Raw genomic sequence first — 13,165 nt, forward strand, 5'->3', positions numbered from 1 at the left:
TCCTATGCGTGTCCCATCCCATCCCAGCCGGTCCCCAAATCCGCCGCCCGCGCACCCGCATCCCGCATTGCGTCTTCGCTGGCTCGCTGGTTCGTGGCTGCTCGCCGCGTTCTTTCTGCTCATTCCCCACGCTCAATCCGCGGTTTCGCTGCCCTTCTATGACGGCTTTGATTATGCCGAGTCAACCACGCTTGGCGCGTCAGGGAGCGGCAGCGAGGCTGTGTGGGATCGGGGCAACAGCCCAGGGATCACTTCGCCCTTTGTGACTGCACCCGCTGCGCTGGATTATCCCGGCCTGCCGTCTGGAACCGGCCTCGGTGTTCTCCTTGATTCTCCTGAATCCAGCTCGAAGGAGCGCGGCGTTGACACGGAGACATTCGCGATGACAGGAGCCGGCGAAACTGTGTATGCCTCATTGCTGATTAACATCGTTGCGTACCCGGTTGAAAGCAGTGGGCTTGTCTACTTCGATGACAACGCGAGTCCGTCTGGTTCGATGCAAGGCGTCGGGTTGCTCTCGGACGGCCGTTTAACGCTCCATCGAAACGCGGCCATAACGTCGCCGGGTGGAACGACGACAACCGCCCTTGGACTCAACACAACCTATCTCCTTGTATTTCGCTACAAATCCGTCGCGGGCGGTGGCAATGATGAACTCGCGCTGTGGATCAATCCGGCGCTCGGCGAACCTTCTGAAACGACGCCGGATTTGACAATCACGACTGGCGGCAGTGATCGAAGCAATCTGGACGGCTTCTTTTTCAAGCAGGATACAAGTTTCACGGCGGCGGTCTATGCGGATGAATTGCGGCTGGGCACGAGCTGGACGGATGTCACCCCCAGCTCAGGCACATGCGTGACGGCGGGAATTACGAGCGAGCCGGTGAGCGCAGCCGTGGAATCTGGCACGGCGACGAATTTCACCATCATCGCAACGGGGACAAGTCCAACATTCCAGTGGGAGGTCAGCACGGATGGTGGCGGAACGTGGGCGCCCGTTTCCTCGGGCACAGGTGCCGATTCGGCCAATTACTCCACTGACGTTGTCACAACGGCGGAGAACGGCCATCAATACCGCGCCATAGTGAACGTTGCCTGCGATTCATCGTCCATCACGTCCGCTGTGGCAACGCTCACGGTTAGTTGCGATTCCGCAAACATCAGCTCCGGACCGCTTCAGCAGGACGTTGAGGCAGGGCAGACTGCAAACTTTTCGATATCGGCGGCGGGGAGCGGCGCGGTGTACCAATGGGAGGTCAGCACCGATGGCGGCGCGAATTGGAACCCGGTTTCTTCCGGGACAGGCGGGAACAGCACCAGTTACACGACCGCGAGCACCACGACGGCTGAAAACGGTTATCAGTATCGCGCCATCGTGAACGTCGCGTGCGACTCCTCGTCCGTCACTTCTGCAGTGGCGACCCTGACCGTCAGTTGCAGCACGGTCGGAATCCTTCAGCATCCAGCGAACACCTCGGTGTTTGCCGGCAACGCAGCGGCTTTTTCAGTGAGCGCGAGCGGCAGCAGCCCAACCTACCAATGGGAGGTCAGCACCGATGCCGGTCAGACCTGGAATCCAGTTACGACGGGCAGTGGCGCAAACGCATCCACCTACACGACCGCGCCGATCTCGGTTTCAGAGAACGGTTACCAGTATCGCGCCACTGTGAGCGTGGCGTGCGACTTCTCCGTGATCTCTTCATCGTCCGCGCAGGTGACGATTGCGGATCCGGCGTCCGCATCGTTCAGGAGCGTTGTTTCTGGTAACTGGGAAGATGTTTCAACGTGGGAGCTTTCGACGGATGGAGGAACAACCTGGAACCCGGCGTTTGCCGCGCCGACAGCCGCGAACTCCACCAACATCCTGATCAAGGATGGCACAACAGTGACCCTCACCGCGAATCGCACAGTGGATGAATTGGTCGTCGAGGCGGGTGCCACGTTGACTGCGGGCGCAAATCTGACAATCGCCAACGCGGCAGGCGTTGATCTCGACGTTTCAGGCACGGTCATTGCCACGGCAGGGTCTTCGGCGATAACCCTGCAGGTTGATACTGAATTCAATGTCCGTTCCGGCGGCGTGTTTGTGCATGCCGGTTCGAGCAGCAGTTGCGTGAACAACGGCGGTGGCATTCTGACTGTTGAAAGCGGCGGCAAGTTCATCCTCCAACGCGCGGGAGGCACGATTCCAACGGCGGCGTGGAACAGCGGTTCGACCTGCGAAGTGAACTACAGCACGGCGAGCACGTCCCGGCCGAACGGCAACAGCCATGGCCAGCCGTTTCATCATTTCCACTGGAATAACATCAACCAGAACAGCGGGAATGATCTCGCCAACGTACTGACCAATATCGCCGGAAACCTCACCGTCGATGCGGGCTCTCCTGGCAGTTTGCTGGAGTTCAAGTTGAACAACAGTTCGGGCAATGCCAACGGATTTTACGGCGGCGATATCATTGTAAACGCCGGCCGTTTCAATTGGGCAAGCGGCGGCGGACCGTACGTGTGGACGCTGCGCGGCGATCTCGTGATCAAGGAATCCACAGCCATGGACGTCTCAGGATCGGCAGGCGGTTCATACACCCTGTTGCTCGACAGTGGGACGGTGCAGAACTACACCTGCGAAGGCGACAATCTTGCAGTGAAGTTGAATTGGACGGTCACCAGCGGCACCACACTGAACCTGAATGACAGCCTCCCCGCGACAGCTCCCGGCCGCACGGTGACGGCAGACGGGATTGTCAATTTGAATGGAAACACGCTCGCGACAGATCTCCTCGCCGGCAGTGGAACGGTACGCAATCAGGGCGGTGGCAACGGCCTGCTCGTTGTCGGCGCTGGCAACTCCGACGTCAGCCTTGATGGAACCGTCGCTCTGCTCGATGGCGCGAGCGGCAATCTCGGCCTGGGTAAAGCAGGCTCCGGCACCTTGAGCATCGCCGCCGCCCAGACATTCAGCGGCGGCCTGGTCGTTTCGAACGGAACGGTGCTTGTGAATAACGCGGCGGGCAGCGGCACGGGCGCGGGCGCGGTTGTTGTCCATGGCGGCACGCTCGGCGGCGATGGAACCATCGCGGGGTTGGTGACGGTGGAGGCGGAAGGCGCGTTGTCGCCAGGAACTGCGATTGGTGACATGACCATCAACAACACAGTGACCCTCACGGGGAACACCGTGATCGAACTGGACAAGGGAAGCGCCATGCACGACCGCGTCATTGCAAATGCCGCGAATTACGGTGGCACGCTGACAGTCACGGATATTGGGGGCGGATTGAGCGTTGGCGACGCGTTCGTGATTTTCAACGTGACCGGTGCCAAAACCGGAAACTTCGCAAGCATCACACCGGAGCCCGGACCCGGCATGACCTGGCAGTTCAATCCTGCCACTGGAACGCTTTCGGTCGCGGGACCTTCCGTAGAACAACCCACACTGCATGTGTCGCAGGCCAATGGGATCCTCACGTTCTCGTGGTTGGAATCCGGTTTTAAACTGCAGTCTCAAACCAATGCTGTTGGAGCCGGACTCGGCACGAACTGGTTCGACGTTCTCGACGGTGCAAACAGCCCAATCGACATTGGAATCGATGCTGCAGGCGGATCGGTATTCTTCCGCCTGGTTCCGCAATAACCCGGACAAAGCCGGTCAGACTTGGAAGTCAGCGCTACGTAGCGCAGGTGTCCCAACCTGCTGTATCGCCGGCTTCCAAGCCGGCACGGCGCGGGACGCGACTGTGCGGGTTGAAAAGCTGCACGCCCTGGAGTCAATTGATCAGATCGGCAGTCGGTTTTCGCACAAGGAGCTCGACACGTTCAGCTGCATGCTTGAATAATCACGATGCCAACTATGCCCGAGACGGACGCGTTTCATTTCCCCAGCACGTATCCCACGAAGTTGAACCCATGAAAGACATTGCCAAGAAAGTCCGCCGAGTCGCCTCGATTCGTTGCCTCCCGTTCCTGCTCGCCATTCTCGTCAATATGCTGTTGCTGCAAAATGTTCGGGCGGCACTGCTTTTCCACGACAGCTTCGATTACGTGGTTGGCGAGGACCTGGGCGAAGGATCATCCACCGGAAAATGGGCCAACCCCAAGTCCAACATCACGATCGCCGAGGGAAGTCTGAGTTTCAGTGGATTACAAGCCGCCACGGGAAACTGCGTCAGCGTGAATGGCGGGAGTTCCAACCTTGACGGTGCGCGAACCGCCAGTGGTTCATGGAGCAACCAAACAAGCGGAGCCGTTTACTTTTCCTTCCTGCTGAGGTTGAACACAGCGACCGGCCTCGCAACAAGCGGTAATGGAACTCCGATCCTGAACATCAGCCACGCGAGTTCCGCGTCCCAGCAGTTGATCTCGCTGAACCTCTTGAATAGTTCGGGCGTGAAGATCGGCGTTCTCAAGTATCCATCCAGCAGCACTTCGGTTGCGTCAGCATTTTTTTCATCCGGCCCCGGATCCAATTTATCGGCCGACGGATCCACCACTTACCTGGTTGTTGCAAAGTATGAATGGATTGACGGTGCCGCGAACGACACCGTCACGGTTTGGGTCAATCCGACAACGCTCGGCGGCGAGGAGGAACCAGCGAACCGCATCTCAGCCAGCCTCGGCGGCGATGGCGGCGGAAATGCAGGCCGCTTGTACATCAATCGCGGTCCCAATCTCAGCATCGACGAGTTGCGAATCGGCCAGACATGGGCAGACGTGACGCCCACCGGCGCGGCCGTTCCCCAGAAGCAGCCGTTTATCACGGAGGCTTTGGTTGTTCCTGAAGGTCTTTTGCTGCGCGGCACAAACGGCACGCCGCTGGGAGTGTATCAGGTTTTGCGCTCAAGCGATTTGGTGGCGTCTTCGACCCTTTGGGCAAGCATGGCAACGAACGTATTTGACGCGAGCGGCAATTTCGCGAGCACCAACCCGGCGCCAGCGAATGGCGGGCCCCATTTCTTTCGCATTTTGGCAGGGGGAGAATTCCCCGTGGCACCCTCGATCAGCGAGGAGCCTTTCGATCGAACCGTGCTGGCCGGCCAGACTGCTGCATTTGACGTCAAGGCATCGGGTTCCGCCCCGCTGGCTTATCAATGGTACTTCAAAAACGAACTGATTTCAGGCGCTACCAGCGCGTCTCACTCGATCGTCGATGCGCAGGTCGATGACATCGGCGGTTACCATGTTGTGATCACCAACTTTGTTGGATCCGTCACCAGCATCGTTGCAAACCTGAACGTCGTGTCGGTTCCTGAAACGGGAGTTCCCGATGGTTATGCCACGCTAGGAACAGGAACAACAGGCGGCGCGGGAGGACCCACGGTGACGGTCAGCACCTTCGAAGAGTTTCAGTCCTACGTGAACAACAACACCGGTCCGTATACTGTGCTCGTCCAGGGCACCATCAATCTCGGCGGCTCAAACGTGCGGGTGCGGGACAACAAGACGATTATCGGACTAGGCACAGACGCGAAGCTGGTCGGTGATCTGAAGGTGGACGGCAACAATAACGTCATCATTCGAAACATTACCTTCACCAACCCAAGCGGGGCAGGGGACAGCGATGGATTGACCCTCCAGGATTGCCGCAACGTCTGGGTGGATCACTGCACGTTCGTGGATTGTGATGATGGAAGCCTGGATATCAGCCATGGTGCCGACTGGATCACGGTGTCTTGGTGCCATTTCTATTACACGAATCCTTCCGCGGATCATCGCTTTTCAAACCTTGTCGGACACAGCGACAACAACGCGGGGGAGGATGCCGGCAAGCTGCACGTGACGTTTCATCACAATTGGTGGGGACAGTTGGTACATGAGCGCATGCCCCGCGTTCGCTTTGGCCGCGTTCACGTGTTCAACAATTATTACAACAGCCCCGGCAACAACAACTGCATCCGCGCTGCCATTGGTTCGGAGATTCTGGTCGAGAATAACTATTTCAGCGGCGTGAAGAATGTCTGGGAACTGTACCGCACTTCCGGCACTGACGGTAAGGTCTTCGCTTCGGGAAATGTCCAGGTGAACACCTCCTGGGCGGCGGGTGATGATTCAAGTTCGGTCCAGATTCCGGGCACCGACATCCTGTCCGCCGAACCCAATGGGCTCAATCCAGCGCCGTATGCCTACGCCCTGGATGGGGCGGATGGAATTCCCGCGGCAGTGACCGCTGGCGCTGGAGCTGGAAAAGGTCCTTTCGCGCCCTGATGTACGTTGATGGATACGGAATGCGAAAGGGCAAACGCGTCTACACAGCCCTGGAGAGCCGCAACCAAAACGGGAAGAGAGGAACTTTAACCGCGAATCACACGAAAAGAGAGCAGCGGAAATGAAATCCAACCACGGTTGGACACGGATTCGGACGCAGCGTCCTCGGCCCTTTCTCTGGTTGCTCCCGTTGAACGTCCAGGCGAGTCGAGTCGCGTTGCTTCATCGGCGGGAAACTGGGCGGATCAACTCGTCGCGGTCCTTGTGCAGCGCCAATCCCTGCTGGCGTCCAGCGCAGCGAATGATGGCTTCGAAAAGGCCCGGAGGTGGCCGGATCAGCAGGTCTTTAAGGACATAGAAATCTGCGCCGAGTTCGAGAGCTCGCATGCGGTCTTCCGGCTGGTTGGAGCCCGTGACGACAATGACCGGAAGGCGCTGCCACGCGGGCTGAGAACGAACCCATGCAAGGAGTTCCAGTCCTCCGACGCGTGGCATCTGCAGGTCGGTGAGAAGAACGGACGGTACAGGAAATTTCATTCTATCGGCGTAGCGCCCTTTGCCTGTCAGGTATTCTATTGCGAGGGCGCCATCGGAAACGAACTGGAGGAAGAAAGGGAAATGTGCTTTTTCAAAACCCAGCTGGATGAGCATCATGTCGCTCTCGGAATCTTCTGCAAAAAGGATCGTGGGTTGTGCGTTCATTCCACTCTGCGTTCTATTCGCGTGCACCTAGTATCGCGCACATCATGCGCATTTCGCATGGGCAATTGCCCTCAAAGTTGACTTGGTTCCGGATCGGCGGGGGTGAATTCAATCCAGAAACGGCTTCCGCCGCCCGCAGCCGGATCAATGCCGAGCCCGCCGCCAAGCCGCCGCGCCGCGCGCTGCACCAGGGCGAGCCCCACTCCCGAGCCTTCGTACGCCTCCGCTGCATCCGCGCGGGAGAAGAGCTGGAAGATTTTTCGCTGATCCTCCGCACTGACGCCGATGCCGTTGTCTTCAATCCAAAGGCGCACTTTGCCATTCCGCCGTTCAGTCCATAGGCGCACTTTGGGCCGGGTTCCCGGTGACACGAACTTGACCGCATTGCTGATGAGGTTGACCACCATTTGCGTGATCAAACCGCGGCTGCCCATCACGTTCAACAGCGGACGCTCGATCTGCAGCTCGGGTCTGGCTTCCTGCAGATGAGGGTATTGTGTGACAATGTCGTGCAGGATCGCATCCAGCGAGATGCTTTCAAGCCGGACATGCTCGTTGCGAATGCGCATGTAGGAAAGCACGGTGTCCACCAACTGGCTCAAGCCTTCGCAAGATTCCAGGATCCGCCCGAGCAGGTCATTGGCTTCCGCGTTGAGTTGCGTCCCGTGGTCCTCCTTCAGGCTCGCGGCCAGACCGTAAACCGTGCGCAACGGCGCGCGCAGGTCATGCGAGAGGCTCGAGGCAAATGTTTCCAGATCGAGCACGCTTTCGGTCAAGTCTGTCGTCCGGGCCGCTACCAGCTGGTCGAGATGCAGCACATGCTCCTTCAACTGTTGATGAGTTCTGGCCAGCTCGCGTTCCGATTCCTTTTTTCCGGTGATGTCCCGCGCAATCTTCGAAGCACCGACAACGCTTCCTTCCGAATCACGGATCGGCGAAATCGTCAGTGATACGTCAACCTTTCGGCGATCTTTCCCAATGCGGACGGTCTCAAAGTGGTCCACCCGTTCACCCGCGCGAATTCGACGGAGAATTTCAGTTTCCTCTCCAAGCCGCTCCGGAGGAATCAGCATCGTGATGGGCCTGCCCAGCGCCTCCTGTTGCGAATAACCAAAAATGCGTTCCGCGCCCCGGTTCCAGCTGGTGATGCGGCCCGTAAGGTCTTTTCCGATGATCGCGTCATCCGAACTTTCAATGATCGCAGAAAGGCGTTCTCGAAATGAATCAATGGCACGCATGGCCGTGACATCGCGGAAAACCAGGACGACACCCAGCACTTTGCCGGAGTCATCCCGGATCGGCGCGGCGCTGTCGTCGATGGCCACTTCAGCGCCGTCGCGTGAAACGAGCAGCGTGTGATTGGCGAGGCCGACAATGACGCCTTCGCTCATGGCCCGCGCGGCGGGACTTTCCACGCGTTGCCTCGTTGTCTCATTGATGATGCAAAACACCGATTCAAGCGGCTTGCCTTTTGCCTCCTCCGTGCTCCACCCGGTAAGGCGCGCTGCTACGGGATTGACGAAGTCAATGAACCCGCGCGCGTCCGTGACAATGACCGCATCGCCAATGCTCGCCAGTGTGATGCGCAATCTGTCACGCTCCATCCGGAGGTCGTTCAGGCTCATCCGTTGCGAGGTGATGTCGCGCATGATGGCCGTGGCGCCAATGACGCTTCCCGATGCATCACGGATTGGCGCGGCTGTCAGCGAAACCACCAACTCGTGGCCATCTCGAGCAACGCGGGTGGTTTCAACCTGATGCGAACTTTCGCCGCGACGCAGGCGTGCCAGCAACTCGAGCTCATCGTCACAACGCTGTGGAGGAACAATGATGGAGATCGGGCTGCCAACAGCCTCCGCCGCGCTGTAGCCGAACATCTTCTCCGCTGCCGGATTCCAGCTCGTAATGATGCCATCAATCGTCTTGCTGACGATCGCGTGATCAGAAGACTGCAGGATCGCGGCGAGGTGCAGCTCTGCTGGCGGACTATGGCTGGCGGGTTCGGGCACGGTACCTTTTATTGGGACGAGGGCAGAGGAGTCATCCCATAGGGTCCGCCCGGCGCTGCGTTGGGCTCGACCAGGCCGACCCGTTGCAGGATGCCGCGGATCACCTCGCCGTTGGGAGGCTTCGGAAGATATGCTTTGACGCCCATCTGGAGCGCATGGCGCTTGTCGCGTTCGTCCGAAGAGGCTGTCATGACAACGACGGGGATGCGGGCGCTCGGATGATCGTTGAGCCAGGTCAGAACTTCAAACCCGGTGATGAGGGGAAGTGTGAGATCCAAAAACAGAAGCCGTGGCATTGGATACTGGGTGCGATCAGCAAAGGCTCCGCGGCCGCTCAGGTAATCAAGGGCTTCGCGACCTGTGCGTACAACCTGCACGGCGCACGCGGCTCCTGCCACTTTCAGCGCGCGCTGCAGGAGAAAAGCATCGTTGCGGCTATCTTCGACCACCAGGACCGTCGGTACAACTTCACTCATAAGGGATCCAACCGTTCGCTGAGTCGTCTGAAGAATTTCGCGGATGCGGCACCGTCAGATGCATTTTCAACTTGAGCAAACCTCACACCATTTAATCGAAAGAGGGTCGCGCGGCAACCGCAGTGCGGTGGGGTGTACGCCTACCCGCGCACGCAATCTGATCGTGAAACGGTAACCAGCGCTTGAAGCAACCCTATGAAATCCCTGACGGAACATCTTTGGTTTGAAGTGAAGGGACGCCGCGGGTTCGTGAATATCACGGACACGGTGGAAAATCTCGTTCGGGAGAGCGGCGTGATGGAGGGACTCTGTCTCGTCAATGCGATGCATATTACGGCATCGGTCTTCATCAACGATAACGAGTCCGGCTTGCATCATGATTACGACGCGTGGCTGGAGAAGCTTGCGCCGCATGCGCCCACGTCGCAATACCGGCACAACGAAACGGGGGAGGACAATGCCGACGCTCATCTGAAGCGTCAGATCATGGGACGCGAAGTCGTGGTGGCGATCACGAAGGGCCGGCTCGACTGCGGGCCGTGGGAGCAAATTTTCTACGGTGAGTTCGACGGCAACCGCAGGAAGCGGGTGCTCGTGAAAATCATCGGAGAATGATGTGCAAAAAAAAAGCGGCGGAGGAAAATCCTCCGCCGGGAAATTCAAGAAGCCGGATTACTTTGCGCCGAGGATCGCGTCTTTTGCGGCTTTGGCGATGCGGAATTTTACAACGCGCTTCGCTGCGATCTTGATGGTTTCGCCGGTCGCAGGATTGCGGCCCATGCGTGCCTTGCGGTTGACCAGCACGAGCTTGCCGAGACCGGGAATCGTGAAGGTGTTCTTTGCATTCTTGTAGGCCAGCGCAACCAACGCTTCGATGGTTTCGTTCGCCTGCTTTTTGGTGAGACCGACTGTTTCCGCCACGGAGGCGGCGATTTGTGATTTAGTTAGAGCTTTTGCCATGCGCAGAGGAATATCGGCATTTGCTGGGGGTTTCAAGTGAAACCACGAGGAAAATCTTGAAATCTTTTCCCGATTTTCATTGCCCGAATTTTTTGAATGTTGCATTGGAGCACGCGCTCAGCTTGTGTCAGCGAGAAGCGCGCGGGCGCTGCGCAACTGGCCCCCGCGTCTTCCTGCTTTCGGTCCCAACCGCGTGAACGCCGCGCCACGCGATGATGAGACTGCTTCCGATTGCATTGCCATGCAACGCGCTCTACCGTTGAGGCGTGATTGCCTTGCTCGATTATGGTTCGGGAAATTTGCGCAGCGTGCATAATGCGTTGCTCAAAGTCGGGGCCGACGTTCGCGTCGTTCGCGACGCCGCCGAATTGCATGGTGCAGACGCAGCCGTGCTGCCAGGGGTGGGCGCCTTTGACGATTGCATTCACGCGCTCGAGAAGCAGGAGTTGCTGGCAGCGACACGCACGTTCATCGACAGCGGCCGGCCATTTCTAGGAATCTGTGTGGGTTACCAGGCGCTGTTTGACCGCAGTGACGAATTTAACAGCTGCGCGGCCGGATTGGGCATTTTCAAGGGCAACGTGGTGAAGTTCAGCGCTGGCGAAGGTCTCAAGGTTCCGCAGATCGGATGGAACCAGCTGGAATCCATCGCGCCCGGCTGCCCTCTGTTTCGCGACATCAACGAAGGCAGCTACGTCTATTTCGTCCACAGCTTTTTTCCGCGGCCTGAAGATCCGGGAATTGTGGCAACGAAGACTACCTACGGCGAAACGTTTGCGTCATCGGTGTGGCGCGACAACGTCTTTGCCACGCAGTTTCATCCGGAGAAAAGCCAGAAGGTGGGCCTGCAGCTCCTCAAGAACTTCAAGGATCACGCGGAGACAGCGTGACCCCCGGGTCTCACGGCTAAACGCTCATGCCGAATTCTTCGCCGGATTCGGGCTGATCCGCCGCACAGACGGAATCAAACGCGTGGCGCTCGGTTCTTCCTGTCGATTGCATCACTGCGCGGAGTGCCAGGCGCAGATCGTTTGGAAAGAACGGCTTGCTCAGGATGTAATCGACACCAGCAGGCTTTTCGAGTGTTCCGGCGAGGCCGCTGATCATCACGATAGGCTGATCCGGGCGCAGTGCCTTGATCCCCGCCGCAAATTCATCGCCGCGCATGCCGGGCATGGAATAATCGGTGCACACCACGTCGAAGCGGCGGGATCGAAAAAGTTCGATGCCGTCGCGGCCGCTGTTTGCGGTCGCCACGTCATGACCGTCGAGTGCCAGAATTAATTTCAGGCATTCGCAAACGTTCGGCTCGTCGTCAACCACCAGGAGCTGTAACTTCCTTGTCGATCGCGTCAAATCTTCGTGCCCATTCATATTTCCCGGAGAAACCTTGTGGCGCCCAGCTTCGTGGTTCCAACAGTCTCTGTCAATCCAATGCTCCGACAATTGAAACGCACGAAGTGTTCATTGCGATTCGCATAGACCCTGCCGTTGCTCGCTGCACCATCGATTCTAACGGATTTCGAACGCCTCGGCGTCGTGGATCACATGCGGATTCCTTGCCCAACGCGAGATGTCGTGAATTTTGATGTCATCAGGCTTTCGATATTCATTCCCCACGCTCGCTGCGACTGCCAGATCCACGCCAGACATAATTCCATCGAACCGCGCAACCTTTCCGCGGATGGGTGCGTCTTTCCGCCCATCACAGGAATTCACGTCGTCATCGCTGCTGTACATCAGCCTGCGGCTTTTCAGGCCGATCCAAGCCGGATGTCGAGATTCCCGTTGCGCAAGAACAACCAATGTACATAGTAAGCGCATGCCTCGCACGACTTGCGAACTTGGAACAGTTCCGGGACTGAACGACACGGTTCAGTGGCACGCCCCCTTGCTTCCTCAAATATGAAAACTTCAATCAGCCGCCGGGATTTTCTGCGTGCATCGACGGTCGTCGCCGGAGCCGTCCTGGTTTCACCATGGTCTCTACCACAGGCGTTTGCCGCCGCGCCGCGCCGCACTGCGGTCGACCAGGTTGCGCTCGGAAAAACGGGCCTGAAGATCAGCCGCCTCGGGATTGGCACCGGGAGCAATAACGGCCATCTGCAAACAGCCGAAGGCAAGGAAGCGTTCATCAAACTGATCCGTTACGCCTACGATCAGGGGGTTACCTACATCGACACCGCCGAGCGCTATGCGACCTTCCCCTGGATCGCTGAGGCCATCAAGGATTTGCCGCGTGAAAAGCTGTTCATTCAGTCGAAGGTTCCGGACCGGCCGGAGGACGTTCTCGCCACGATCGACAAGCACCGCAAGACGTTCAAGACGGATTACATCGACAGCCTGCTGATTCATTGCATGACCCGCGGCAACTGGACCGATGCGGATCAATGGAAGCGCGTGATGGATTCGTTCGATGAAGCAAAGGAAAAGAAGTGGATTCTTTCCAAGGGCGTTTCATGCCACTCGCTGCCCGCCCTGCAGGCGGCAACCCGCACGCCGTGGACTGAAGTGCATCTCGTCCGCATCAATCCGCAGGGTAAACACATGGATACCCCTTCGGGCGCGTGGAATGGTGATGCCACCGCAGAAGTGAACCCCGTCGTCGAAGAGATTGAGGCGATGCATGACAAGGGCAGGGGAGTCATAGGGATGAAGATTTTCGGCAATGGCGATTTCCGGGATCCAGCGGAGCGCGAAAAATCGATTCGCTACGCGATGAGCCGCAAGGACGTTCACGCCATTGTGATCGGGTTCACAACGCCGGGCGAGATCGACGAAGCAATCGAGCGCATGAACCGCGCCCTGGCGGAAGTTTGATTG

The 13,165-nt window shown here is 58.2% G+C and carries 11 protein-coding genes; 5 read left to right on the plus strand and 6 right to left on the minus strand.

Annotated features, from left to right (window positions below):
- The first annotated feature begins 4 nt into the window (after positions 1-4).
- A complete protein-coding gene (locus VEH04_10925; protein HYG23285.1) occupies positions 5-3,628 on the plus strand; it encodes a hypothetical protein in 3,624 nt (1,207 codons plus the stop codon).
- Between the two features lie 272 nt (positions 3,629-3,900).
- Entirely contained in the window at positions 3,901-6,195 is a 2,295-nt protein-coding gene (locus tag VEH04_10930) for a hypothetical protein (protein HYG23286.1), read from the plus strand.
- A gap of 222 nt (positions 6,196-6,417) precedes the next feature.
- On the opposite strand, the gene VEH04_10935 is transcribed toward VEH04_10930, so the two are convergent.
- The 3 genes from VEH04_10935 to VEH04_10945 all read right to left on the minus strand — a co-directional run bounded on the left by VEH04_10935 (position 6,418) and on the right by VEH04_10945 (position 9,382).
- On the minus strand, positions 6,418-6,897 hold the full coding sequence (locus VEH04_10935; GenBank protein HYG23287.1) for a response regulator: 480 nt from the start codon (positions 6,895-6,897) through the stop codon (positions 6,418-6,420).
- Positions 6,898-6,968: 71 nt separating this feature from the next.
- Positions 6,969-8,906 carry a PAS domain S-box protein gene (locus VEH04_10940; protein ID HYG23288.1) on the minus strand — a complete coding sequence of 646 codons (1,938 nt, stop codon included), beginning with the start codon at positions 8,904-8,906 and terminating at the stop codon, positions 6,969-6,971.
- 8 nt (positions 8,907-8,914) lie between these two features.
- Positions 8,915-9,382 (minus strand): response regulator, encoded by a 468-nt coding sequence (locus tag VEH04_10945; protein ID HYG23289.1) that lies wholly within the window; start codon positions 9,380-9,382, stop codon positions 8,915-8,917.
- A 195-nt stretch (positions 9,383-9,577) separates the two neighbouring features.
- On the opposite strand from VEH04_10945, the gene VEH04_10950 reads away from it, so the two are divergent.
- Complete coding sequence (locus VEH04_10950) at positions 9,578-9,997, plus strand: secondary thiamine-phosphate synthase enzyme YjbQ (protein ID HYG23290.1); 420 nt, start codon at positions 9,578-9,580, stop codon at positions 9,995-9,997.
- 57 nt (positions 9,998-10,054) lie between these two features.
- On the opposite strand, the gene VEH04_10955 is transcribed toward VEH04_10950, so the two are convergent.
- The gene (locus tag VEH04_10955) at positions 10,055-10,342 is read right to left on the minus strand and encodes an HU family DNA-binding protein (protein ID HYG23291.1); all 288 of its coding nucleotides are present in this window, start codon (positions 10,340-10,342) and stop codon (positions 10,055-10,057) included.
- A 266-nt stretch (positions 10,343-10,608) separates the two neighbouring features.
- Between VEH04_10955 and hisH the strand changes: the two genes are divergently transcribed.
- Positions 10,609-11,232 carry an imidazole glycerol phosphate synthase subunit HisH gene (hisH, locus tag VEH04_10960; GenBank protein HYG23292.1) on the plus strand — a complete coding sequence of 208 codons (624 nt, stop codon included), beginning with the start codon at positions 10,609-10,611 and terminating at the stop codon, positions 11,230-11,232.
- Positions 11,233-11,248: 16 nt separating this feature from the next.
- On the opposite strand, the gene VEH04_10965 is transcribed toward hisH, so the two are convergent.
- Positions 11,249-11,716 (minus strand): response regulator, encoded by a 468-nt coding sequence (locus VEH04_10965; protein ID HYG23293.1) that lies wholly within the window; start codon positions 11,714-11,716, stop codon positions 11,249-11,251.
- 138 nt (positions 11,717-11,854) lie between these two features.
- The gene (locus VEH04_10970) at positions 11,855-12,082 is read right to left on the minus strand and encodes a hypothetical protein (GenBank protein ID HYG23294.1); all 228 of its coding nucleotides are present in this window, start codon (positions 12,080-12,082) and stop codon (positions 11,855-11,857) included.
- A 165-nt stretch (positions 12,083-12,247) separates the two neighbouring features.
- On the opposite strand from VEH04_10970, the gene VEH04_10975 reads away from it, so the two are divergent.
- The gene (locus VEH04_10975; protein HYG23295.1) at positions 12,248-13,162 is read left to right on the plus strand and encodes an aldo/keto reductase; all 915 of its coding nucleotides are present in this window, start codon (positions 12,248-12,250) and stop codon (positions 13,160-13,162) included.
- Positions 13,163-13,165: the final 3 nt, after the last annotated feature.

This window comes from Verrucomicrobiia bacterium (assembly GCA_035629175.1).
Classification (GTDB): Bacteria; Verrucomicrobiota; Verrucomicrobiia; order Limisphaerales; family DASXHY01; genus DASXHY01.

Excerpts from the sequence above, each read along its gene's own strand:
- VEH04_10965 (HYG23293.1), bottom strand. The coding sequence starts at position 11,716 with ATGAATGGGCACGAAGATTTGACGCGATCGACAAGGAAGTTACAGCTC.
- VEH04_10930 (HYG23286.1), top strand. The coding sequence starts at position 3,901 with ATGAAAGACATTGCCAAGAAAGTCCGCCGAGTCGCCTCGATTCGTTGC.
- VEH04_10950 (HYG23290.1), top strand. The coding sequence starts at position 9,578 with ATGAAATCCCTGACGGAACATCTTTGGTTTGAAGTGAAGGGACGCCGC.
- VEH04_10975 (HYG23295.1), top strand. The coding sequence starts at position 12,248 with ATGAAAACTTCAATCAGCCGCCGGGATTTTCTGCGTGCATCGACGGTC.
- VEH04_10925 (HYG23285.1), top strand. The coding sequence starts at position 5 with ATGCGTGTCCCATCCCATCCCAGCCGGTCCCCAAATCCGCCGCCCGCG.
- VEH04_10955 (HYG23291.1), bottom strand. The coding sequence starts at position 10,342 with ATGGCAAAAGCTCTAACTAAATCACAAATCGCCGCCTCCGTGGCGGAA.
- VEH04_10970 (HYG23294.1), bottom strand. The coding sequence starts at position 12,082 with ATGTACAGCAGCGATGACGACGTGAATTCCTGTGATGGGCGGAAAGAC.
- VEH04_10935 (HYG23287.1), bottom strand. The coding sequence starts at position 6,897 with ATGAACGCACAACCCACGATCCTTTTTGCAGAAGATTCCGAGAGCGAC.
- VEH04_10945 (HYG23289.1), bottom strand. The coding sequence starts at position 9,382 with ATGAGTGAAGTTGTACCGACGGTCCTGGTGGTCGAAGATAGCCGCAAC.